The 23,410-nt window shown below is 64.8% G+C and carries 20 protein-coding genes; 5 read left to right on the forward strand and 15 right to left on the reverse strand.

Annotated features, from left to right (window positions below):
* The first annotated feature begins 62 nt into the window (after positions 1–62).
* The 3 genes from CH266_RS05860 to CH266_RS05870 are packed head-to-tail and all read left to right on the forward strand — an operon-like array spanning position 63 to position 2,098.
* Positions 63–989: an AEC family transporter gene (locus CH266_RS05860; protein WP_032365917.1), complete on the forward strand. Its 927-nt coding sequence runs from the start codon at positions 63–65 to the stop codon at positions 987–989.
* A 46-nt stretch (positions 990–1,035) separates the two neighbouring features.
* On the forward strand, positions 1,036–1,500 hold the full coding sequence (locus CH266_RS05865; protein WP_027496026.1) for a hypothetical protein: 465 nt from the start codon (positions 1,036–1,038) through the stop codon (positions 1,498–1,500).
* Between the two features lie 25 nt (positions 1,501–1,525).
* On the forward strand, positions 1,526–2,098 hold the full coding sequence (locus tag CH266_RS05870; protein WP_032371242.1) for a DUF1707 SHOCT-like domain-containing protein: 573 nt from the start codon (positions 1,526–1,528) through the stop codon (positions 2,096–2,098).
* Here CH266_RS05870 and CH266_RS05875 read toward each other — a convergent pair whose 3' ends face one another.
* The 11 genes from CH266_RS05875 to CH266_RS05925 form a co-directional block, all read right to left on the reverse strand.
* Complete coding sequence (locus tag CH266_RS05875) at positions 2,099–4,045, reverse strand: vWA domain-containing protein (RefSeq protein WP_032390810.1); 1,947 nt, start codon at positions 4,043–4,045, stop codon at positions 2,099–2,101.
* Positions 4,045–5,430, reverse strand: coding sequence for a sigma 54-interacting transcriptional regulator (locus CH266_RS05880; protein WP_032388654.1), 1,386 nt, complete (start codon positions 5,428–5,430; stop codon positions 4,045–4,047). Before CH266_RS05880 ends, CH266_RS05875 begins: the two co-directional genes overlap by 1 nt.
* Before the next feature lie 188 nt (positions 5,431–5,618).
* Positions 5,619–6,071: a hypothetical protein gene (locus CH266_RS25805; protein WP_255175852.1), complete on the reverse strand. Its 453-nt coding sequence runs from the start codon at positions 6,069–6,071 to the stop codon at positions 5,619–5,621.
* 495 nt (positions 6,072–6,566) lie between these two features.
* Positions 6,567–8,123 carry a bifunctional phosphoribosylaminoimidazolecarboxamide formyltransferase/IMP cyclohydrolase gene (gene purH / locus CH266_RS05890; protein ID WP_094714926.1) on the reverse strand — a complete coding sequence of 519 codons (1,557 nt, stop codon included), beginning with the start codon at positions 8,121–8,123 and terminating at the stop codon, positions 6,567–6,569.
* Positions 8,120–8,734 carry a phosphoribosylglycinamide formyltransferase gene (gene purN / locus CH266_RS05895; protein ID WP_032371247.1) on the reverse strand — a complete coding sequence of 205 codons (615 nt, stop codon included), beginning with the start codon at positions 8,732–8,734 and terminating at the stop codon, positions 8,120–8,122. Before purN ends, purH begins: the two co-directional genes overlap by 4 nt.
* Before the next feature lie 79 nt (positions 8,735–8,813).
* Positions 8,814–10,172, reverse strand: coding sequence for a cell division protein PerM (locus tag CH266_RS05900; RefSeq protein ID WP_255175853.1), 1,359 nt, complete (start codon positions 10,170–10,172; stop codon positions 8,814–8,816).
* Positions 10,173–10,343: 171 nt separating this feature from the next.
* Positions 10,344–11,561 carry a DUF5336 domain-containing protein gene (locus tag CH266_RS05905; protein ID WP_094714928.1) on the reverse strand — a complete coding sequence of 406 codons (1,218 nt, stop codon included), beginning with the start codon at positions 11,559–11,561 and terminating at the stop codon, positions 10,344–10,346.
* A 93-nt stretch (positions 11,562–11,654) separates the two neighbouring features.
* Entirely contained in the window at positions 11,655–12,779 is a 1,125-nt protein-coding gene (gene sfnG / locus CH266_RS05910) for a dimethylsulfone monooxygenase SfnG (protein WP_094714929.1), read from the reverse strand.
* Positions 12,780–12,887: 108 nt separating this feature from the next.
* The gene (locus tag CH266_RS05915) at positions 12,888–14,111 is read right to left on the reverse strand and encodes an acyl-CoA dehydrogenase family protein (protein ID WP_032390804.1); all 1,224 of its coding nucleotides are present in this window, start codon (positions 14,109–14,111) and stop codon (positions 12,888–12,890) included.
* A 65-nt stretch (positions 14,112–14,176) separates the two neighbouring features.
* Entirely contained in the window at positions 14,177–14,518 is a 342-nt protein-coding gene (locus tag CH266_RS05920) for a DUF2200 domain-containing protein (RefSeq protein ID WP_094714930.1), read from the reverse strand.
* 9 nt (positions 14,519–14,527) lie between these two features.
* Positions 14,528–15,016 carry a hypothetical protein gene (locus tag CH266_RS05925; protein ID WP_032390802.1) on the reverse strand — a complete coding sequence of 163 codons (489 nt, stop codon included), beginning with the start codon at positions 15,014–15,016 and terminating at the stop codon, positions 14,528–14,530.
* 155 nt (positions 15,017–15,171) lie between these two features.
* On the opposite strand from CH266_RS05925, the gene CH266_RS25330 reads away from it, so the two are divergent.
* A complete protein-coding gene (locus CH266_RS25330; protein WP_155288490.1) occupies positions 15,172–15,345 on the forward strand; it encodes a hypothetical protein in 174 nt (57 codons plus the stop codon).
* Positions 15,346–15,463: 118 nt separating this feature from the next.
* On the opposite strand, the gene sucD is transcribed toward CH266_RS25330, so the two are convergent.
* The 3 genes from sucD to CH266_RS05940 all read right to left on the reverse strand — a co-directional run bounded on the left by sucD (position 15,464) and on the right by CH266_RS05940 (position 19,556).
* Positions 15,464–16,375, reverse strand: a complete 912-nt coding sequence (sucD, locus tag CH266_RS05930; RefSeq protein ID WP_027496015.1) for a succinate--CoA ligase subunit alpha — start codon at positions 16,373–16,375, stop codon at positions 15,464–15,466.
* Between the two features lie 8 nt (positions 16,376–16,383).
* Entirely contained in the window at positions 16,384–17,547 is a 1,164-nt protein-coding gene (gene sucC / locus CH266_RS05935) for an ADP-forming succinate--CoA ligase subunit beta (protein WP_027496014.1), read from the reverse strand.
* Between the two features lie 146 nt (positions 17,548–17,693).
* On the reverse strand, positions 17,694–19,556 hold the full coding sequence (locus CH266_RS05940) for a hypothetical protein (RefSeq protein ID WP_141214501.1): 1,863 nt from the start codon (positions 19,554–19,556) through the stop codon (positions 17,694–17,696).
* Positions 19,557–19,788: 232 nt separating this feature from the next.
* On the opposite strand from CH266_RS05940, the gene CH266_RS05945 reads away from it, so the two are divergent.
* Positions 19,789–20,793: a M23 family metallopeptidase gene (locus tag CH266_RS05945; protein ID WP_094714932.1), complete on the forward strand. Its 1,005-nt coding sequence runs from the start codon at positions 19,789–19,791 to the stop codon at positions 20,791–20,793.
* 73 nt (positions 20,794–20,866) lie between these two features.
* On the opposite strand, the gene CH266_RS05950 is transcribed toward CH266_RS05945, so the two are convergent.
* Positions 20,867–23,356 carry a UvrD-helicase domain-containing protein gene (locus tag CH266_RS05950; RefSeq protein WP_094714933.1) on the reverse strand — a complete coding sequence of 830 codons (2,490 nt, stop codon included), beginning with the start codon at positions 23,354–23,356 and terminating at the stop codon, positions 20,867–20,869.
* Between the last annotated feature and the right edge of the window lie 54 nt (positions 23,357–23,410).

Here is a 23,410-nt window from a genome sequence, read left to right on the forward strand (position 1 = left end):
CCACGTAGCCCTGGGCTACGTGGCCTTTCTGTCGTTCCCAGCAAGAAACGAGCAGTTCTACGATGTCCGGCGTTCTCGAAGGCTTCACCGTCATCTTCGTCGTCATCGCACTGGGCTACCTGCTCGCCCATCTGAAAGTCCTCGGCGAACACGGCCAGTTCGTTCTGAGCCGATTGGTCTTCTTCGTGGCGACGCCGTCGCTGCTGTTCGTCACGTTGGCCAATTCGGACCTGTCGGTCATCCTGTCCCCCGTTCTTGCCGTCGCCGGTTCCACTGCGCTGCTCGTCGGGGCCATCTACTTCGTCATCGCGAAGCTCGCGCTGAAACGCGCCGTGCCCGACGCGACCGTCGGCGCACTCGCGAGCTCCTACGTCAATGCCGCGAACCTCGGTATCCCGATCGCCGTGTTCGTTCTGGGCGACGCCAACTTCGTCGCTCCCCTGCTGCTGTTCCAGATCATGATCTACACGCCGATCGCGGTGACCGTCCTCGACATCTCCACCAAGATCGACGAGGTCTCTCTGTTCAAGACGGTCACGACGCCGTTCCGAAATCCGATCGTGCTGGCCGGGGCTGCGGGTCTCGTACTGTCGATCACCGGATTCGAGCTCCCCGAGGCGCTCATGCAGCCGTTCCAACTCGTCGGCAACCTGTCCGTTCCGGGTGCACTGCTCGCGTTCGGACTGTCGCTGTACGGCGCGCGGGTGCTGCAGAAGGGCATCAGCCCGCGACGAGACGTGGCTCTGGCGACCCTGTTCAAGATGGCGCTGCAGCCCCTGCTCGGGTATCTGATGGCCCGATTCGTCTTCGGCCTCGACGGGCACGACCTGTTCGCCATCGTCGTCGTCTCGGCACTGCCCACAGCGCAGAACGTCTTCGTCTTCGCGAGCCGTTACCAGCGAGGGGTCGTTCTGGCCCGCGACACGGCATTCGTCACGACCCTGGTCTCGATTCCCGTCATCGCACTCGTCACGGTGCTGCTGGCATGAGACGAACACAAAGGTTCTCCTCAGCTCCCAGCGCTACTTTGGGTTCATGAGGTTTCTCGCTGCAGGTGTCATGCTGTGCCTGCTCTTGGCCGGCTGCAGCACCGCCGCCGGTGACGACGACGAGACGACACCGACAACGAACTCCACCACCCCCATCGGGTTCGTCCAGCAACCCAGCGCGCCGCCCGTCCCCCACGAGGTTCCCGTCGGCGACGTCGGCACGATGTTCGAGTCGACCCCGGATCTGATCCGTGCGACGACCACTCCGTTCGAGTCGTGGAGCCAGGTGTCCCCCAACACCATCGCGGTGCACTTCGTCACCGGCACGCCCGAGTGCTACGGAGCCGACGCGACGGTGACCGAGACCGATACGGCCGTCACGATCGAACTGCGTACCGGGACCAGACCGGACGCCGAGGACAAGTCCTGCATCATGGTTGCCGTCTACGCCACCATGCAGATCACGCTGGCGTCGCCGCTGGGTCATCGCGCAATCCTGAATGCGGCCTGACCCGGTCGCCGGTAATGTCCGACCGGTGAGCGACCAACTACCCGACCGAAATCGAAGTACGGTGCGCGCTGCCGATGCCGATCGCAACCTCGTGGCGCAGCTGCTGAGCGACGCGTTCGCCAACGGTCAACTGACCGTCACCGAGTACGACGAGCGGACGGCCGCGGCGTACCGAGCGAAGACATACGGCGACTTGGACCTGTTGACCGACGACCTGGCCCTCACCCCACCTCCGCAGACGACGCACACCGGTGCGCCCCAGACCGATCGAGCCATCGCGATCATGAGCGGGTCGGTTCGCAAAGGCGAGTGGACCGTCGCCGCACGCATCGACGCGCTCGCCTTCTGGGGTGGAGTGCAACTCGACCTACGCCGAGCGACGTTCTCCGCCCAGGAAACCACGATCAACTGCGTCGCGATCATGGGCGGCATCGAGATCACCGTGCCGCCCGGCATCGGCGTCGAGGTCCGCGGCACCGGGATCATGGGCGGATTCGAGCACGTCAGCGCCACGCACCCCGGTGCGCCCCGAGTGGTCATCACCGGACTCGCCTTCTGGGGCGGAGTCTCGGTGGACATCAAGGCAGCAGAGAAGTGACTACGACCGTCGACGCTTGAGGTAGTCGCTCACCACTGCAGCACCCAATCCGTCCAGATCCGGCGCGATGACCCTGCCGCCGACCCGTTCGGCCATCTTGTCGACCACCCGGGCCAGACCGGGATCGTCACCGAGACGGAAAATCGTCACCTGCGCACCGAGTTTCGCGACGGTATCGAGCTCACGCACCGTCAAACCCAACGTCTTCGACGACGGCGGGTAATCGAAATACGCATGACCGTCCGGCTCCAGATGAGCCGTCGGTTCACCGTCGGTGACGATCAAGACCACCGGCTGTGCATTGGGATGACGACGCAGATGCCGCACTGCGAGCATCAACGCGTGATGCAGATTGGTGCCCTGATCGTAGGCACCGTCCAGGCCGGCGAGCTCCGAGGCCGTCAATGTCTGTGCATGCCTGCCGAATCCGATCAGCTGCAGATCGTCCCCGCGGAATCGAGTGCTCACCAGATGATTCAGAGCCAGTGCGGTGCGCTTCATCGGTACCCAGCGGCCGTCCATCACCATCGAGAACGACGTGTCGACCAACAACGCCACCGCAGCCTGCGTTCGGGTTTCGGTCTCGCTGATCTCCACATCCGTCACCTGCAGCTGCACCGGAAAGCCCGATCCCTGTGCAGCCGTACGCAGGACGGCATTGTTGACCGTGCGGGTCACGTCCCACGGTTCGGTGTCGCCGAATTCCCAGGTGCGCGACGCTCCCGTCGGCTCACCCATCGCGCCGGCCTTACGAGTATCTCGCTCGCCGCCGCGTCGAGACAGCTTTCCAGCGACATCCTTCAACGCCGACTGCCCCAATTGACGCATGGCCTTGGGCGACAGACGCCACTGACCGTCGGCACCCTTGTCCATGAAACCCTGCTGTTGCAGCGCCTTTTCGAGCTCGGCGAGCATCCTCGCATCGGCCGCAGCCTCGGGCCCGAGTTGCTTGAGCAACGCGTCGGCGTCGATGTCGTCCAAGGCAGCGCCGTTGTACTGCTGCGAGAGCTGATTGCCCAGGTTCTCGAGATCCGCGATGTCCTGAAGCGCACCGGTACCGTCGCCGAGGCCCATGCCGTTCTCGCCACGGAAATTTTGCGAGCCGTCCCAATCCTCACCGGGCCGGGCCTGCTGCAGATTCTGATCCAGTTGATCGAGCTGATCCAGCAGGTTCGAATCACCGAAGGCCTGCTGCGCCAACGCATCCAACTCTGCTCTCTGCTCGGGAGTCAGAGAGTTGCGTAGTCGCTGCGCGGCGGCAGCCCTTTCCGCCAGTGAATCGAGTAGCTCGTCGACATTCTTCGGATTCTCCGGAAAATGCTGACCGTGCTTGTTCATGAACTCGTCGAACTGCTCGTCGGTGTTCTCGCCCTTGTTGTGGGCGTCGAGCAGTTCGTTGAGGTCCTTCAGCATCTCGCTGATGGCCTGGCGATCCTGCTCGGTGGCACCTTCGAGAGCCTGCTTCATGCCGGCGAATCTCTGATCGAGCATCTCGCGGCCGAGCAGATCCTTGATCTTCTCGTAGTTCTCGCGCCCCTCCGACGAACGCCAGTCGTAATCCGAGAGCTCCTGCACCGCCTGGGCGGTGGACGGAGACAGATCGCCGATCTGCATCTCCTGGAACCGCGCATCGTCGTCGAGGGCACGCGCCAACGCCTTACGCTCCTCGAGCACCGCCTTGTCCAGCAGCTCACGCACTTCCTGCAACGTGCCATCGAGGTTGTTCTGCTTCAACAGATCTCGGCGACGCTTGGCAGCCTGGGCCGCGAGGTCGTCGAGCCCTCTCATATTCTTCGTTCCGCGCCGCAGCATCTCCTGCAACGCCCGGCGAGGCGACGCCCCCTCGAGGACGTCCTCGCCGATCGCATCCAACGCCTCCCGCAGATCGACGGGAGGAGCCAGTGGATCCGGGCCCTCGTGATAGCGCCCGTACCTGGAGCGACGCATCAGCTGTACACCGTCTGGCCGTCGTCGTCGGGATCCTTCGAGATTCGCCGCGCGAGGTAGAGACCTTCGAGTGCCAGTTCGACGGCGGCTGCTTTCTCGCCGTCCGAGGTTGCCTTCAACCGCTCGGTGATGTCGCCGATCACGGATACGTCGGGCAGCTCGTCGAGCAGTGCCTTTGCGGTGATGCGATCGCCGGTGACGATCGGGTCGCCGGTCTCGACGGCCGTCACCAACGCCGCGAGGTTCAGGCCACCCAAGTGTGCCCGGACGGTATCGGCCGTCGCGCGTCGAAGCATGTGTTCGAGGACCTCGATTTCGCGGCCTTCTTCGCCCGACTCGAACTCGACCTTGCCGCGCAGCACCTCGATGATCGTTCCCAGGTCCACTGGCCGCGCTACCGCGTCCGCTTCGCCGAGTATCGCGGCGCGGTGAACCGCTGCGGCAGCGATCGTTTCGGCAGCGGCGATCGCGAATCGTGCCGAGACGCCGGAGCGCTGGTCGACCGACGGCGATTCGCGCAGCAGTCGAGTGAATCGAGCGAGCACCTCGAGCAGGTATGCCGGGACCTCGGCCTGCAGGTCCGCTTCCTGATCGATGACGGCTACCTCGTCGTCCAGCTCGAGCGGGTAGTGCGTTCTGATCTCGGCACCGAAGCGGTCCTTGAGCGGGGTGATGATGCGTCCGCGATTGGTGTAGTCCTCGGGGTTGGCACTGGCCACCAACATGACGTCGAGCGGGAGCCGCAGGGTGTACCCGCGGACCTGAATGTCGCGCTCCTCCATGACGTTGAGCAGCGACACCTGGATGCGCTCCGCGAGGTCGGGAAGCTCGTTGATCGCCACGATGCCGCGGTGACTCCGCGGAACCAGACCGAAGTGAATGGTCTCCGGGTCGCCCAAGCTGCGGCCCTCGGCGACCTTCACCGGATCGACATCGCCGACGAGGTCGGCCACCGAGGTATCCGGGGTCGCGAGCTTCTCTGCGTACCGCTCGCTGCGGTGCCGCCACTCGATGGGCAGATCGTCGCCCAGTTCCTTCGCTCTACGAATACTCGCAGGGGTGATGGGCTCGTACGGATGCTCGCCCAGTTCGGCACCGGCGATCACCGGCACCCACTCGTCGAGCAGCAGATTGAGGGTGCGCAGCAGACGCGTCTTGCCCTGCCCACGCTCACCCAACAGAACGACGTCATGACCGGCCAGAATCGCGCGCTCGAATTGCGGCAGCACCGTCGACCCGAAGCCGACGATCCCCGGCCACGGATCTTCGCCGTCACGCAACGCCGTCAGAAGATTTTCGCGGAGCTCTTCCTTGATCGACCGCTGCCGATGTCCGGATGCCTTGAGTTCGCCGAGAGTGGAGATGCCAGGTTTGGTGGAGGTCACTTCTCCACGCTACGAGCGTTTGACGATTGCTGCCATCTAGTGGTCCGTTGTGGTTCCGCCGAGTTCGCACTTATGCCACCCGAACTGGACAAATCCCCTGCACAACTGCGATCTCGCTAGATCGGTGCTCCTGCCTCACGGAGCTTGGCCCGAACTCGACGGACGACTTCGTCGGGACGACGGCGGAGTTATTCGGAATTGACCCGAACGATATGCCAAACGCACTGCTGCAGGTCCTCGTACCGCTCGATGTCGCGGGTCCGCTGACGCTCGTCGAGCCAGTGCTGCACGCCCTCGTATTCCACCCCGACACGCCACCTCTCCCACCCCATGTCGATCCGCGCGACAAATCGACCACGCGCATCTCGAATGTCGATCTGGGTGGTGGGTTTCGGAAGTCCAGCGTCGATCAGCAACAGTCGGGTGCGCGTCTCCTGCGGCGATTCCGCACCTCCATCCACCCGACCGAGGGCGTCGAGCAGCGCCCGGATACCCCGACACCTCGGACGCAGTGACGCGAATGCACTCACCGCATCCCGCTCGAGGCCGGTGGCGGCCATGAGTGAATCGAGGAAGATCACGGACTGCGGTGACGGAACCCATCGCCCGATATCGAACGCGGTCCGTACCGGGGTGGTCACCTCCACCCCGCCGACCACGAGCACATCGCCAGGCTCGATCGAGTCGCGCCGGAGAATAAGCCCTGGGAATGAATGGGATTTCTCCAGCGCAAGCACAGTGGGTGGCACCGAGGCGTCGACCCATCGCGCGCCATGTATGGCGGCCGCCGAAGTACCCGCGACAATTGCGCTGTTGCCGACGCACACAGATGCCGCCACAGCCAGGGTCCGCGCATCCAGGGTGGTTCTCGCGGGCACATACGTGTCACGGAACACTCGTACATAGTCGCGGCTCAGTCGATGACGACTCAATGCTCCCGACTGCACTGCAACCGACCCACGAAACGGTCCTGACTCGATCCCCATCGCTCAACCCTGGCAGGGTCGAGCCCCTCGGAACGGCCAGCAGGCCAATCTGTGGATTATGGTTTCGGTCATCCACAGATCGCCGAGATCGCAGTTATGCGAGTGGAAATGGTGTAAAAGGCTGCACAACTGCGATCTCGACGGAACAAGCTAGTGGGCGAAGTGCCGCGAACCCGTCAGATACAGCGTCACGCCCGCGTCCTGGGCAGCAGCGATCACTTCGTTGTCGCGGACCGAACCACCGGGCTGCACAACGGCTTTGACGCCCGCGGTCATGAGAACCTGCAAGCCGTCGGGGAACGGGAAGAAGGCATCGGAGGACGCGACCGAACCGACGACGCGATCCCCGGCACGCTGGACAGCGAGGTGGGCGGCGTCGACGCGGTTGACCTGGCCCATTCCGACGCCGACCGACGCGCCGTCGTGGGCGAGCAGAATTGCGTTGGACTTGACGGCTCGTCCTGCGCGCCAAGCGAATTCGAGATCCTTGAGGGTCTGCTCGTCGGCGGGTTCGCCCGCAGCCAGGGTCCAGTTGGCCGGATCGTCGCCGTCGGCGTCGATGACGTCGCGCTGCTGCAGCAGTGCCCCGCCGGAGATCGGCTTGAGTTCGACACCCGCGGTGGGCGGCGCTTCTGCGAGCAGAACTCGAATGTTCTTCTTGCGCTGCAGCACTCCCAGCGCGCCGTCGGCGTAGGACGGCGCGATGATGACCTCGGTGAAGATCTCGGCGACCTGCTCGGCCATCTCGACGGTGACCTCACGGTTGGCCGCGATGACGCCGCCGTAGGCGCTCACCGGATCGCACGCATGCGCCTTTCGGTGCGCCTCGGCGATGTCGGTGCCGACGGCGATGCCGCACGGGTTGGCGTGCTTGATGATAGCGACGGTGGGCTCCGAGTGATCGAACGCTGCCCGCCAGGCCGCATCCGAATCGGTGAAGTTGTTGTACGACATCTCTTTTCCGTGCAGCTGCTCAGCCTGCGCGATGCCGGCAGCAGCAGAGGAGTCGACGTACAGGGCGGCCTTCTGGTGCGGGTTCTCGCCGTACCGAAGTACTGCGGAGCGGTCCCAGGTGCCACCGATCCACTCGGGAAACACCGTCTCGGTGTCGGGGGTCAGGACGCTCGACATCCACGACGCCACTGCGACGTCGTACGCCGCGGTGTGCTGAAATGCCTGCGCGGCAAGAGATGTGCGCTCGGCGAGCGTGAATCCACCACCGGAGACAGCGGTGAGTACGTCGTCGTACCGGCTCGGGTCGACGACAACCGCGACCGACGGGTGATTCTTGGCCGCGGCGCGCACCATCGAGGGGCCACCGATATCGATCTGCTCGACGCATTCGTCGGGTGTCGCACCGCTGGCGACGGTCTCGGTGAACGGGTACAGGTTGACCACGACGAGCTCGAACGCCTCGATGCCCAGCTCGTTAAGCTGAGCCAGGTGCTCGGGCTTGCGGGTGTCGGCGAGGACCCCGGCATGGACGCGAGGATGCAGCGTCTTGACGCGGCCCTCGAGGGTTTCGGGGAATCCGGTGAGGTCCTCGACCTTGGTGACCGGGATTCCGGCGTCGGCGATCTTGCTCGCCGTCGATCCGGTGGACACCAGAGCGACGCCCGCGGCATGCAAACCGGTCGCAAGTTCGATCAGTCCGGTCTTGTCGTAGACACTGACCAGTGCGCGGCGCACCGCTTTACGTTCACTCATCGGATTATCTGAGCCTTTCGTCCATCGGAGGTGACACCTTTGGCTGCGACCGCTGCGATCACGTCGACCAGCAACCGTCGTTCCACAGTCTTGATGCGTTCGTGCAATGCCGCTTCGTCGTCGCCGTCGAGAACGGGCACGGCTTCCTGAGCCAGGATCGGCCCGGTGTCGACGCCGGAATCGACCAGATGCACCGTCGAACCGGTCAGTTTGACGCCGTGGTCCAGCGCGTCCCGAACGGCGTGCGCACCCGGGAACGACGGCAACAGCGCCGGGTGCGTGTTGACGATCCGGCCGGCGAACGCGTCGAGAAATCGGGGACCGAGGATCTTCATGAACCCTGCGGTGACGATCAGATCGGGCTCGAACCCCAGTGCAGCGTCGGTGAGCGCCTCATCCCAGGCCGCCCGATCGGCGAAGTCTCGCAAGCCGATACGAAAATGTGGGATCGCGGCATCGTCGGCATGACGAGCGGCCGCGCACTCTCGATCGACTCCGACGGCCACGATGCGTGCCGGGTAGTCCTCGGCAGTTGTCGCGGCGACGAGCGACTGCAGGAGCGAGCCGGTCCCCGACGCGAGGACGACGACCCGCGCGGGTGTCTCACGCAAGGCAGTCAGCGCACTACTCCTGAGGTATCGAGGGGATCGTTCGAGCCAGCAGAAAGCCTAGTCGCTCCGACCCGCGCCCCTACCGGGCAGGTCCGTCCTCCGCAGTGCTCGACGCGTCGTCCTGGGCCGGGGGCGGAGCGACGATCTCGGCTTCGAGCGGTTCCTCGGATTCGGCGTCTGCCGCGATCGGATCGTCTGCTTCCACTGTCGCGACCGGCTTCTCGTCGACGACCTCGGCCTCGACGACGGTGTCCGCGACAGCCTCGTCCGGCTCCGACGCAGGCGCTCGAATGGCCAGTTCTGCTGCGGGCACGGGCTGCTCGGTACCGGATCGGTCGTGGGGTTCGTGGTCGGGTTCCGGGTCTGCTCGACGCCACACGACGATGGCCGCCGAAGCGGATCCGACGACGCCGAGCCAGGCGAAGGTCAACAGTGCGAAGCTCCACACGGTGACTTCGACTGTTCCGAACGTGCCGAGGTTCCCGCCTGCGGCGTAGCCGAACACCGCGGCGAGGGCTCCGGTGACGGCGGCTACCGCCCACACCGAGGAGACCGCGACCTGGACGTCCACGCTTCGGATCGCGCAGTCGCGTCCCAGGAGTAGCCCGGCTGCGATGGGAACGACGAGCATGACGACCCAGATCGTCTGCGCGGAGCCCTCGGGGAGGACGGCGAGGATCGGGAGCGGTGGGAGCGGCCCGCCGGTCGTCGAGAACAGGCTGACCGATGCGTCTCCGAAGCTCGCCGAGGACCCCGTCGCGACGGCGAGGGCACCGAGGACGATGTTCGGCAGGTACAGCACCGACAGCACGGTCAGTCCCAGCATGCCGACGAGGGTGCGTCCGTTGTCGAGCAGTGAACCGGCGGTGTCCCAGGAGGCGAGCAGAGCCAACAGCACGATGGCGGCGCCGCCGGCCATCAGCACCGAAACTGACCGCACGAGTGGTGCGACGAGTGCGCGTACCCAGTCTGGAAGGTGTCGATCGATCACCAGGGCATCCCAGCGAGCGAGGATCAGGCCGGTGCCCGACGCCGCTGCGTGTACTCCGGCCACCCACGAGAAGGCGACGAGTGCGTTGGGGCTCGACAGTCCGATAACCGTCGACGCATCCTTGGCGACGGCCAGAGCGATGGCCGTGAAAGCGAGGGGTCCGGCCATCGACGCGGCGAAAACCCACCTGACCATGCGGCGGTCGGTGGTCTCGTCCACCGCGTGGTGAACCGTGCGTGCGACGGACCAGGCGACGACGAGGGTGGGAAGCATCGGGGCGACGCCCATCGACGTGCCACCGATACTCAGCGGCACCAGGTGCACCGCGAACCAGGAACCGGCGATGGCACCGAGGGTTCCGGTGAGATCGCTGTTGACCGAGACAAGGGTGATCAGAACCAGGGTCGTGGCGATGACCACCACCAACCCGGAGGTTTTGAAGGCCACTGCAGCGAGCGTTCGTGACTGATCGGGCGTAGGCCCGGTGCTCACACGGGAACTGCGTGCGGCCGCGCGTCGAGTATCTCGGTTCAATAGATCGCTCATCACTACGAGATTCGCATCAACGACGCGGCACGCCGGTCAGGCGCGCCGCGAAGTCGAGTGTGACGTGCGAAATCAGTCGCGCTTGTTGTCGTCTTCCGCGGGAGTCGCGCCGAACGATTGAGTCGGTGCGCCGTACGGCGTCGACTGTGCGCCCGACTCGGACTCGTCGGGTGTGCTCGACGGCTGACCGTAACCGGACGGCTGGCCGCCGTACTGGTACTGGTTCGGCGGGTACGCCTGCCCAGCGGGCGGACCGCTCGGACCGGTGTACGGCGGCGGTGAGTAGCCACCCTGCGATCCGGTGTTGGGCGCAGGCTGATTGCCGTACGGCGACTGTGCGCCGGGACGGTAGGAATGCTGTCCGGACGTCTGTCCACTCGGCGCTTGCCCGAAGTTCGACGAGCCCGCTGTGTTCGACGGGGCCTGACCGTAGGCCGGCGGGTTGCTGTAGTTCTGCGGTCCGGACGGTCCACCGAACGACGTCGTCGGCGCGTTGTACGGATTCTGCTGGCCGTAACCGGACTGCTGACCCTGGTTCCCGAAGCCGGACTGCTTGGGTGCCGGGGCCTTGACGATGCCTGCATCGAGCAGCAGCGCAACCACAGCGGCCGCTGCCTGCACGAAGCCCAACACGAGCACAAGGATCGCGCCGATTCCGAGCGAACTGCTGGTGCTGGCGAACTCGTTGCCCTCGGCACTGGGCAGGCTGAACGATTGGAAGACGAGCACCAGGAATCCGGCGATGGCCAGTGCCGCGATCACGGCCTGGTTTCGGGCGTCCTTCTGCAGCAGCGACGCACCTGCGATCAGACCGGCGGCGAGCAGAAACGCGATCGACGCCGCACTCCCACCGGACTCGAAGAAGTTGGTGCTGAACGAGGTCTGGATGCCGCTGGGCAATTGCTCGGACGACGACACCTCCGCCGTGACGAAATCGAGCAGGCCGAGCAAGAAGTTGACGACACCGAGTCCCAGCACCACGAAGGTCAGAATCTTCGGCAGATTTGCGAGCCCGGCACCGGACGACTTCGTCGAGTGCCCGGACGTGCCCGGCGCGGACCCGCTCGGTGCGGAGGTTCCTGGCACGGGTGGGCCGAACGGGTTGGATACCGACGGCTGGTGGAACGCCTGGTTCTGACCCGACTGGGGGTAGGCACCCGACGACGGCTGATTCGGCTGATTGGGCGTGGATTGATTCGGCGTGGACGGGGGGCCGTAGGACGGTCCGCCTCCGCCGTAGCCACCAGAGTTGGAGCCCCCGTTGTCAGGGCTGCCGGGCGAGTAGGTCATCGCGTCTCCTCATCCTGATAGTGCCGTACCCAGGTCGGTCGGGTCCGAGATCTCACGCTACTGCACGGACCCGACCGATCGAGGAACTCCAGGTCAGTGGGACGCGACCAACTCGTGGTCGTTCGATTCGGCCGCTTCGAGCTCCCGCACCAGCGGCAGCACCTTCGCTCCGAAGTATTCGATTTCCTCCTGAAAGTGCAGGAAGCCTCCGAGAACGAGGTCGACGCCGAGGCGTCGGTAGGCGACGATGCGTTCGGCAACCTGCTCCGGGGTGCCGATCAACTGCGTCTTGAACCCGTCGTTGTACTGAACGAGGTCCTCGAACGTCGAGTCGGCCCACATCCCCTTCTTGTCGGCCGTCGAATTGCCCGCCTGCTGCACCGCACCCCTGAAACCCTCGACGGCAGGCTTGTTGGCCTTCTCGATGATCTCTCGCAACGTATCTCGTGCTTCCTTCTCGCTGTCTCGCGCGATGATGAAGCCGTTGAGCCCGAACTTGACCTCACGCCGGTGATCGCGCGCGATCCGACGCAGGTTGTCGAGCTGCTCGGTGACGCCGTCGAAATCCTTGCCGTTGCTGAAGTACCAATCGGAGTACCGGCCGGCATTCTCCTGCGCGGCGGACGAGTTACCACCCTGGAAGAGTTCAGGATTGGGCCGTTGCGGGGTGTTGAGCGGCTTCGGCTTGAGCGTGAAATCGTGGATCCGATAGAAATCGCCCCGGAAATCCACGTCGTCCTCGGTCCAGATCTTGCGCAGCACCTGCAGGAATTCGGCGCTGCGACGGTATCTTTCGTCGTGCTCGAGCCACGGCTCACCGAGGTGGGTGAATTCGTCCTTGAACCAGCCACTGACGACGTTGACCGCAAAACGGCCGTTCGAGAGGTGGTCGGCCGTCGCTCCCAGCTTGGCCAACACGGCAGGCTGCCAGAGCCCGGGATGCACGGCGGCAATGACTTTCAGACGTTCGGTGGCCAACAGCAACGCGAGCGAGAAACTCGTCGACTCGTGCTGGAACTCGGCCCCGTAGCTCGCCTCGTAACGGACCTGACTGAGCGCGTACTCGAAGCCGTTGTTCTCGGCGGTCTGCGCCAGCTTCTTGTTGTACTCGTAGTCCCAACTGGTCCGTTGCTCGATGGTGCTGGTGACCAGGCCACCCGAGACATTGGGAACCCAGTACGCGAACTTGATTGCATCGGCGATCTTTTCGGTGCTCATGTGTGCGTCATCCTTCATCGGATGAATGCGCCATCCACGCACTCAGATGGCGTGGATGGCACATTCATCCGGAAATCGGGGGTCGGATCGGGGCCGGAGATGTCGGGACTACGAGTACCAGGTGGGCTCGGGCAGCTCCCCGGTGAGCACCCAGCGGCCGACTTCGCGTCGCTTGTAGGCAACCGGATCGTGCAGCGTGTGGGTTCGCACGTTGCGCCAGAAGCGGTCGAACCCGTACTTGCTGGCCGTGGCGCGGGCACCGAGGGCCTCGAACACGGTCGAGGTGATCTCGAGCGAGACGTCGGTGGCGCGAGCCTTGACTGCGGCCACCCGGACCTCGTGGTCACCGCGCTCCTCGGCGGTGACGTTCCACGCGTTGTCGTGAATCTTCTGGCCTTCCAACGCCACTGCGTCGGCCAGAGCCTCGACGGCCCACAGTTTGGCAGTCAGATCGCCGTAGATGTCGATGATGTACGGCTCGTCGACGGCCTTGTCCACCGTGCTGTGCAGCCACGCGCGAGTCTTGTCCTTGGTGTACGACGCGGCTTCCTCGAGAGCACCCCTCGCGATTCCGAGGTAGAAGTTGACGAACACCAACTGGATGGTCGGAACATTGAGGGTGTTGTAGACGCGTGGCTGAAACACTTTGTCCACGAACCCCGCTGCACTTGCCCAGTCGACGCGAACCTTGTCGATCGTGACACTGCCACTTTCGGTCTGACGCTGGCCGATGTTGTCCCAATCGTCATGGAAGGACAGACCCTCGATGTTCGACGGCACGATTGCGAACACGTGATCGGTACTGCCCTCGAGCGCACCTTCGAGCACGGTGACGTCCGAGACACGGCTGCCCGTGGAGAACGTCTTGGAACCGTCGAACACGATGGTCTCGCCCTCGTCGGTGACCGACACGTCGTTGTCCCGCGGATTGACGGCCCCGCCGAAGAACCACTTGTTCTTCGTGGCATCGGCTTCGACGGCCTCGATCTGCTCGGGGGTACCGACCAGACGCGCGGCCCAGAACCAGAGAAGGTGGTAGCCCAGCAGCTGGCCGATCGAGCCGTCGGCCTTCGAGACAGAGCGAATCACCTGGTAGGCCGTGGGCCAATCCTGGCCGCCGCCACCGTGCTCGACGGGACCGAGCAGCGTGACGAGCCCGGCGTCCTTGAGCAACTGAACCTCTGCGGACGGAAGCTCACGACCCTTGTCGCGGGCAACGGCGTCGACAGCGAGCAGCTGCGCTACTTCACCTGCGCGGGAAATCCATCCGGCAGCAGTGGTGGGAGCGTCGGGCCAGTTCTTGGCGAGTGCACGATTTTCGGTAGTTGTCATGACGCACAGTGAAGTCCCGCGTCGAAGCAATGACCACAGTTCGATTCAGCGTGATTCTAACGGGATCACCCACGCAGAATTTTCTCCATCTTCTTGCCCTTGGCCAGCTCGTCGATCAGCTTGTCCAGCAATCGGATTTTCTTCATCAGGGGATCTTCGACGTTCTCGACGCGGATGCCGCAGACAACTCCGGTGATCAGTGTCGCGTTCGGGTTCAGGTTCGCCGCCGCGAAGAAGTCCTCGAATGTCGTCTCGGCCTCGAGATGTCGATCGAGGGTGGCTTGATCGAACCCGGTGAACCACCGGACGATCTCGTCGACCTCCGCTGCAGTGCGGCCCTTTCGCTCGACCTTGTTGATGTAGAGCCGATGGACCGTCACGAAGGCGGTGGTGAAGATGTTGTGCACGGGGCCAATCTAGTCCACCGACGCGCCCGCGAAGTAGGCCCGCACACGAGGCGTGAACAGCAGCACTGCGACCGCCAGCAGGATGACCACTTGAATCGCTTGCACCACGTGGGTCCACGGAAGATTCGGGGTGAAGATCAGGTAGGAGTAGGCGGCCACTCCGAAGATGCTCCAGCTCAACAAGAGTCGAGGTTCGGATGGACTGCGCCTGGAAAGTCGCTGGACAAGATACGAGTAGCCGAAGATCAGGCTGACCACGGTGATCACCCGCAGCGAGTAGGCCCCGTAGACGATCGCTTTCGCCGAGGCCGGAAGGGAGCCGTCGTCCATGCCCTGTCGATGCATCTGGAAATCCGCCAGCGACTTCGCCAGCGCCACCGAGGCGAGTGCATACAGACACGAGACCACCATGGCCGCGATCATCAACCGGCCGACCGGTCGTACAGCGGGGTCCGCGTGCCACCCCTGTCGATACAGACGGTGCAGAAATTCCGACATCAGCCCTCCCCGAACGGTGTCACAGAGATTGTGACATGATGTCGTTACTTTAGCTATTGACTCCCCTTTACCTTCATTGTGAATTTCAATTACTATGCAACACAACACTTTTCAGGAAGAATGGGCAGCGACATCGTCCAACGGGAGGGCAAGACATGACACGCAAGAGGTTCGAGTACTTCAAAGTCGCGTTGTTTCTGATGTCCGCGATCGTCCTGGCATGGGCTGCAGGAACTTTCGAATCGCTCTACTACGCACTCGCGGCGGCGCTGTTCGGAGCGATGACAGTGTTCGTCCTGTGGCGAGTGGACAAGTTCGAGACCGAATAGCGCTGCCCATACGTCGTGCGCGTTTTGCGTACCTTCAGGTACGCAAAACGCGCACAAGGGATTGGGGCACGAAAAAGCCCGCCACCGAATCGGTGGCGGGCTCTTTCAGAAGCGAGTCCTACTTCACGGACAGCGATTCCAGGATTTCGCGCGCGAGGGCAGCGGTCTCGGACGGCGTCTTGCCGACCTTGACGCCTGCGGCCTCGAGTGCGTCCTTCTTCGCCTGTGCCGTTCCCAGCGAGCCGGAGACGATGGCACCGGCGTGGCCCATGGTCTTGCCCTCGGGAGCGGTGAAGCCTGCGACGTAGCCGACGACCGGCTTGGTCACGTTGGCCTTGATGTAGTCGGCTGCACGCTCTTCGGCGTCGCCGCCGATCTCGCCGATCATGACGATGATCTTGGTGTCGGGGTCCGCCTCGAACGCCTCGATGGCGTCGATGTGGGTGGTTCCGATGACGGGGTCGCCGCCGATGCCGATGGCCGTCGAGAATCCGAAGTCACGGAGCTCGAACATCATCTGGTAGGTCAGGGTGCCACTCTTGGAGACCAGGCCGATGGGGCCGGTTCCCGAGATGTTGGCGGGCGTGATGCCGACCAATGCCTCACCGGGAGTGATGATTCCGGGGCAGTTCGGCCCGATGATGCGGGTCTTCTTGCCCTTCTCCACGTTGTAGGCCCACGCATATGCGGAGTCCTGCACGGGGATGCCCTCGGTGATGACGACGAGCAGCGGGATCTCCGCGTCGATCGCTTCGACGATGGCGTCCTTGGAGAATGCCGGCGGCACGAACGCGATGGACACGTCGGCTCCGGTCTTCTCCATGGCCTCGGAAACCGAAGCGAACACCGGCAATTCGATGTCGTTGCCCTGTGCGTCGACGTGCTTGACCGTGGTTCCGGCCTTACGTGCGTTGACGCCACCGACGACCTGGGTGCCGGCCTTGAGCATCAGGGCGGTGTGCTTGGTGCCTTCGCCGCCGGTGATGCCCTGGACGATGACCTTGTTGTCCTTGTTCAGAAAGATAGACATTGTTTCCTCTACTTCGCTGCCAGCTCGGCGGCCTTGTCGGCGCCCTCGTCCATGGTTCCGGCGAGCGTCACCAGCGGGTGCGCGGCGTCGGCGAGAATCTTGCGGCCCTCTTCGACCTTGTTGCCGTCGAGACGGACGACCAGCGGCTTGTTGGCGTCGTCGCCCAGCTTCTTCAGCGCGCCGACGATGCCGTTGGCGACTGCGTCACACGCGGTGATGCCACCGAAGACGTTGACGAACACGCTCTTGACCTGCTCGTCACCGAGGATGACGTCGAGGCCTGCGGCCATGACCTCGGCCGAAGCGCCGCCGCCGATGTCGAGGAAGTTGGCCGGCTTGACGCCGCCGTGTGCCTCGCCTGCGTATGCGACCACGTCGAGGGTCGACATGACCAGTCCGGCACCGTTTCCGATGATGCCGACCTGTCCGTCGAGCTTGACGTAGTTGAGGTCGTTCTCCTTGGCCTTGGCCTCGAGGGGATCGGCTGCGTCCTTGTCCTCGAACTCGGCGTGGCCGGGCTGGCGGAAGTCTGCATTGGCGTCGAGCGTGACCTTGCCGTCGAGGGCGAGGATCTGATCGTCGGGGGTGCGAACCAGCGGGTTGACCTCGACCAGGAGAGCGTCTTCGTTGATGAAGACCTCCCACAGCTTCTGGATGGTCACCGCAGCGGCGTCGAGCACCTCGGCGGGCAGCTTGCCCTTCTCGGCGATCTCACGAGCGAACGCGAGGTCGACGCCCTTGACTGCGTCGACGGGGATACGTGCGAGTGCGTCGGGGTTCTCCTCCGCCGTCACCTCGATCTCGACTCCACCTTCGACCGAACACATCGCGAGGTAGGTGCGGTTGGTGCGATCGAGCAGGAAGGAGATGTAGTACTCCTCGGCGATGTCGGAGGCTTCTGCGACGAGAAGCTTCTTGACGACATGGCCCTTGATGTCGAGTCCGAGAATCGCTTCGGCGTTCTCGGTTGCTGCTGCGACGTCCTTGGAGTACTTGACGCCGCCGGCCTTGCCGCGGCCGCCGACCTTGACCTGCGCCTTGACCATTACTGGCTTGCCGATTTCTTCGGCAATCTGTGTTGCTCCGGCGACCGTGTCGGTGACACGACCGGCGGAGGTGGGTACGCCATGCTTGGCGAACAATTCCTTCGCCTGGTATTCGAAGAGATCCATCAGCTCACCGTCTCGTCTACGTTGACGCCCGCTCCAGGGGTGTGAGCGGGTCTGAGCATGGACTTTATCCAGGTGCCCCGACGGCGCATCGGGCGCATGGATGCTATGTGGTCTATCTCACCGCTGCGGCCGCAGTGAAACCGGCGTCACCGATCGGTGCGACGAGCCGAAAGTGCCGCCGCGACACCGAGAACGACGATTCCGGCGACCGATGGCACCACACCGGGCCCCATCTCCGGGTCGGCTGCGCGAGCGGACGTCAGTGGCCACGACGCGAGATGAACGACACCCGCGACGGCCGCACCGGCGAGCAGAACGCTGCCACGCGCGGGGCGGGCCCGGGCGGCAACGAGGGCGGCGACGACGACGCCGACAGCGAGCAGCAGCTGCCCCCAGGTGTCCCAACCCCACGGGAACTCGGTGATGGTCGCCGCGGTCAGATCGCTGCCTCGATACAGGGGCAGGGCCAATCCGACTGCCAGTAGAAGGGCCCCGACGAGCGCAGTTCCCAGCACCGGGAAGTAAGTGGCCGCATCCTCGGACGTGTCGACGTCGTCACGCTCGGCCGATCCGGCGAACAGGGCCAGCAGTCCGGCGACGGCCGCGAACACGACGCCCGCGATGATCAGCAGAGCACCCGTCCCGGTATCGACGCCCGCGAGATCCTCGGCCAGCACCACCGACTGCAACACGGCCGCCGCGGCCGACACCGCGGCGAGCCAGAAGACGGACAAGAACGGACGAGCCGCCGCAGCGAACTCGGAGAACAGCAGCGGCACCGAGGCCAGAATCGAGACGAAGCCCGCTATGAGCACCACGCGGGTCGCCAGGATCGTGGGCGCAGTTCCTGCGGCGTCGGTTTCGAGAATCGGCAACAGCGACCCCACCACCAGCAGTACGCCGGCAACTACGCCCGCACTGCCTGCTGCCGCATGCCACCTCGTGGTGCCGGGCCCCGAGACCCCGCGCGGACCCCGACCACCCTCGGCGACGGATCGCGCCGCCGCCAGAGCGCGGCGATCACGGCCGGAGGCAACAGGTGCGAGTACAGCGCCTCCGACGGTCAATCCGAGCCCGGCAACGGTGCCGAGGTATGCCCCGAGGCCGGCCTCGATCCGAGCACCGGTAGCCACTCCAGCGAGCAGACCGACACCCGCGAACGAGAGGACCCCGAGACCCGCGCCGACGGCGGCACCGGACGCGACCACCGGCGAGAGCGACGCCAACGCCGAGGCCGTGACCACGAGTGCGCCGATTCCGACCAGCGCGGACCCCACCGCCACGAACACCGGCGACTCCACCACCGCCGAGACGATCACCACCGGATCAGCCGATCGGTACAGCGAGGCGAATGCCGCTGCGGCGGCCACGACACCGAACGCTCCGAGCAGGATCGACAACAGCGGACCCACCCGGCCCGCGGTCGCTCGTCCCACGTGCTCCGAGTAGACCGAATGTCCGTACCCGTCACCGAGCGCTGCGCGATGCACTGCGGACCACCCCGCCGCACCCGCCAGAACCGACGCAGCGTGACCGGCGAGCAGAACATGAGAGCCAAGGGTGGCGTCGAGCATCGCGGCGCTCAGGGGACGGAACAGCTCGAGCCGGTTCGCATCGATCGGATCGGACAGCACAGCGAGATCGAGGATCGCGATTCCGAGCGTCACCGCGCCGAAGCCTGAGAGCAGAGCGGCACCGAATTCGACGCGTCGCATCGCAGCACCGACGGCGGCGGCAACCGCCACCACGACCGGGAGCGCAACGGCCAGCACAGCGGCCGACGAGACCCCGTCGCCCACCGGCGAACCGTCGACGGCCTGGACGACGCCGATCAACGGAGCTGCAGCGGCACACAGTGCGGCGACGACAGCGAGCACGACGGCGACGACGATGCGCGACGTGGGCGAATGATCCTCCACGCCGCCGCGGGCGTCCTGCGGCGCGATACGTTGCGGTTCGGCTCGGTCGGAGCCGTGGGCGGACGAGTCGTCGAAGGTGGGGGTCGGCACCCGTAGGACGGTATCGGCTCGGTCGCGCCCCGAGCCGTCGGTCACGGTGCGTGCCGCATTCGTGTCCGATTACGGATGTGGCGTGTCACCACATAAACCCTGGTCATCCTGTGAGCCATCTCACATATTGCCCTGGTTTCGGCTGTTAACTTGCGCGCGCCGCAACCATTTCGTTACCGTCTGCCGAGTCTTTCAGTAACGGCCAGGTCACAGATATCGGAGGTTGTAGGTCTTGCAGCAGCACCGCGCGTCCTTTACTTCCAGCCGATTCTCTCGCCCGACGGCGGACGACGCGACCACGGTGTACAGCTACGAGCCCACCACCGAGCCGAGTGCATACGAGGCTTATTCCTACCCCACGTACGAGTACGTCGAAGCCGATTTCGCCGGTGCAGTAGCAGCCGACGAGACACCGACCGTCGTCACGACCTACGCAACCACCGCAGACGCCGCACCCGTGGCTCGTCGCGGCGGAGCGCACCGCATCCCCGTTCCTCCGACTGCACTGAAGGGTCGCGCCGCCGTCTTGGCCGTGGCCGCCGGTGCCGTTGTTGCCGCAGGGCAAGCCGTCGTCAACGACGATGCGCCCACCGCAGTCGCCACCTCCGAGTACGCACTCGCCGCGGGTGAAGCACCGGCCGCCGCAGCACTCGCAGCCACCACCGCACCGCAGGCCGACGAGCCGGTAGCCGACGCTTCGAGCGCAACTCCCTCGCAAGCACCGCAGATCCTCAGCGTCGCCGCACCGGTCGACCTCAGCCAGTTCAACGACCTGCTCGCCAAGGGCCAGCGTTTCAGCGAAGAGCGTGCCGCCCGCGAGGCCGCAGCCCGTCGCCCGCTGTTCTCCCTCCCGGCTCAGGGCACGTACACCTCCAACTTCGGCACTCGATGGGGCGTCCTGCATGCCGGCGTCGACGTCGCCAATGCCATCGGAACCCCCATCTACGCCGTCGCCGACGGCAAGGTGATCGATTCCGGTCCCGCGTCGGGCTTCGGAATGTGGGTTCGCCTGCAGCACGCCGACGGCACGATCACGGTCTACGGCCACATCGACACCTCGACAGTCACCGTGGGCCAGGACGTCATGGCCGGCGACCAGATCGCAACCATGGGCAACCGTGGCTTCTCCACCGGCCCGCACCTGCACTTCGAGGTTCATCTCCCGGGTGAGGTCAAGATCGATCCCCTCCCCTGGCTCGCGTCCCGAGGAATCTCCCTCGGACCCGAAATGGACTGAGTCCTTCTTCACCGCTTCACAACAAAGCCGGACCCCGCTTTCGCAGGGCCCGGCTTTCGCGTTGTCGGGACTACTACAGCTTGGTCATCGGAACGCCGCCGATGAGCATCATCTTGACGCGACCTGCCGAGCCGAAATCGATCAGCACCATCGCCTTGACTCCGGCACCCGTGGATTCGAGCACCGTACCCAGTCCATACTTGTCGTGGCTGACTCGATCACCTACAGCCAGAACCAGATTGGAGTTTCGGCCCTTCGCGGCACCGAAGCTCGGAGACGAACTCTGGCCACGACTCGACGACCCGCCGTAGCTACCGGAGCCGTAGTTGCCCGAGCCGTAACCGCCGCCCGAGCCGTAACTGTTCGATCCGTAGCTGCCGGATCTACCGCCGCCGATTGCGCGGCCGCCGCCGGTGCCCGGGTCTTCGCGACGCCAGTCGATCAGATGTTGCGGAACCTCTTGCAGGAAGCGTGATTCCGGGTTGGCGATGGGCTGACCCCACGCCGACCTCATGATCGCGCGCGTGAGATAGAGCCGTTGCCGCGCGCGAGTGATGCCCACGTACGCCAGCCGTCGTTCCTCGGACAGCTCGTTCGGATCACCGAGCGCACGCATGTGCGGGAACTGGCCGTCCTCCCACCCGGTGACGAAGACGACCGGGAATTCCAGCCCCTTGGCGGTGTGCAGCGTCATCAACGTCACGACGCCGGTGCCCGAGTCGGGGATCTGATCGGTATCGGCAACCAGAGAAACTCGTTCGAGGAAAGCGGCCAACGAACCGGGCTCGGCCAGACCGTCGACCCCGCCGGCGTCGTCGTTTCGGTCGTCACCTGTTTCGAGCGCCTCTTCGGCCACTGCGGCCTGGTTACGCGCCTCGGAGGTGAACTCTCGTGCGACGCTGACCAATTCGTTGAGGTTGTCCAGACGAGCACCGTCCTGCGGGTCGCTGCTGGCCTCGAGCTCGGCGCGATAGCCGGTGCGGTCCAGAACTGCTTCGACCACGTCGCCGATATCGGCGATGTCGTTGCCGTCTCCATCGGTGGCCGTCAGTACGGCACGCAACTCGTCGAGCAATTCCATGAACTGAGCGATCAACTTCTGCTGCCGCGAGTTGAGCAACGCCACCTTGCCCGCGGCCGCGTCGTGCAGCGCTCGCGAGAAGCTGATGTCGCGTTGCTCGGCGTGTACGGCCACACACGCCTCGGCGCGGTCTCCGATGCCGCGTCGGGGGGTATTGAGGATACGCCGCATGCTGACGGTGTCGTCTTCGTTGGACAGCACGCGCAGGTACGCAACGAGGTCACGGACCTCCTTGCGCTCGTAGAACCGGACGCCGCCGACGACTTTGTACGGCAGACCCAGACGAATGAAGATCTCTTCGAGCGCGCGCGAGGAGTTGTTGGTCCGGTAGAACACTGCCACCTCGTCGAAACGCACATCCCTGCTGTCGACGAGACGATCGATTTCCGACGCGACGAACGACGCCTCGTCGTGCTCGTTGTCGGCGACGTACCCGACGATCAGTTCGCCTTCACCGGTGTCGGTCCACAACTTCTTCTCGCGTCGTCCGATGTTGCGCGAGATGACGGCATTGGCCGCCGACAGAATGTTCTGCGTCGATCGGTAGTTCTGCTCGAGCAGAATGGTGCGAGCGTCGGGGTAGTCGCGCTCGAACTCCTCGATGTTGCGAATGGTCGCGCCGCGGAATGCGTAGATCGATTGATCGGCGTCACCCACCACGCAGAGTTCACCCGGCGCGACGGTGCCCTCGAGCGCGCCGTCTGCATCGGGCGTGCCGACGAGTTCGCGAACCAGCATGTACTGGGCGTGGTTGGTGTCCTGGTACTCGTCGACCAGTACGTGCCGGAACCGGCGTCGGTAGTACTGCGCGACCTGCGGGAAGGCCTGCAGAATTCCCACCGTTTCGCCGATGAGGTCGTCGAAGTCCATGGCGTTGGCCGCGCGCAGACGCTGCTGATAGATGCGATAGACCTTCGCGACGAGTCGGGGCAGCTCGGCAGGGTCGCCGTCGGCGTCCTCGGCGGCCTTGTCCGGGCCGATCAGCTCGTTCTTGAGGTTGGAGATCGACGTCGAGAGCAGACGAGCCGAGAACTTCTTGGTGTCGATCTGCAGGTCTTTGGAGATCATCGTCAGCAGCCGGCGTGAGTCGTCCGCGTCGTAGATCGAGAAGTTGGAGTTCAATCCCGGCAACAATGCCGCCTGGGCGCGCAGGATGCGCACACAGCTGGAGTGGAACGTCGACACCCACATGGCGTTCGCCCGCGGCCCCACCAGACCTGCCACTCGCTCGCGCATCTCGGCGGCGGCCTTGTTGGTGAACGTGATCGCCAGGACCTGCCCCGGCGACACCCCCCGCTCCGCGAGCAGATATGCGATGCGACGCGTCAGCACCGCTGTCTTGCCCGAGCCTGCACCGGCCACGATGAGCAGCGGCGATCCCGTATGTACGACGGCCTCGCGCTGCTGAGGATTGAGCCCCTCCAGCAGCGCGTCGGACGAGGAGTTCTTACGGGACTCGAGGCCCTGGAGGAATGTGTTCATCGTCTGGCCAGGCTACCGGCGCGTACCGACAAACCCACATCCCGTGGTCGTCGG

This window comes from Rhodococcus sp. 06-1474-1B, from assembly GCF_002258885.1.
Classification (GTDB): Bacteria; Actinomycetota; Actinomycetes; order Mycobacteriales; family Mycobacteriaceae; genus Rhodococcoides; species Rhodococcoides fascians.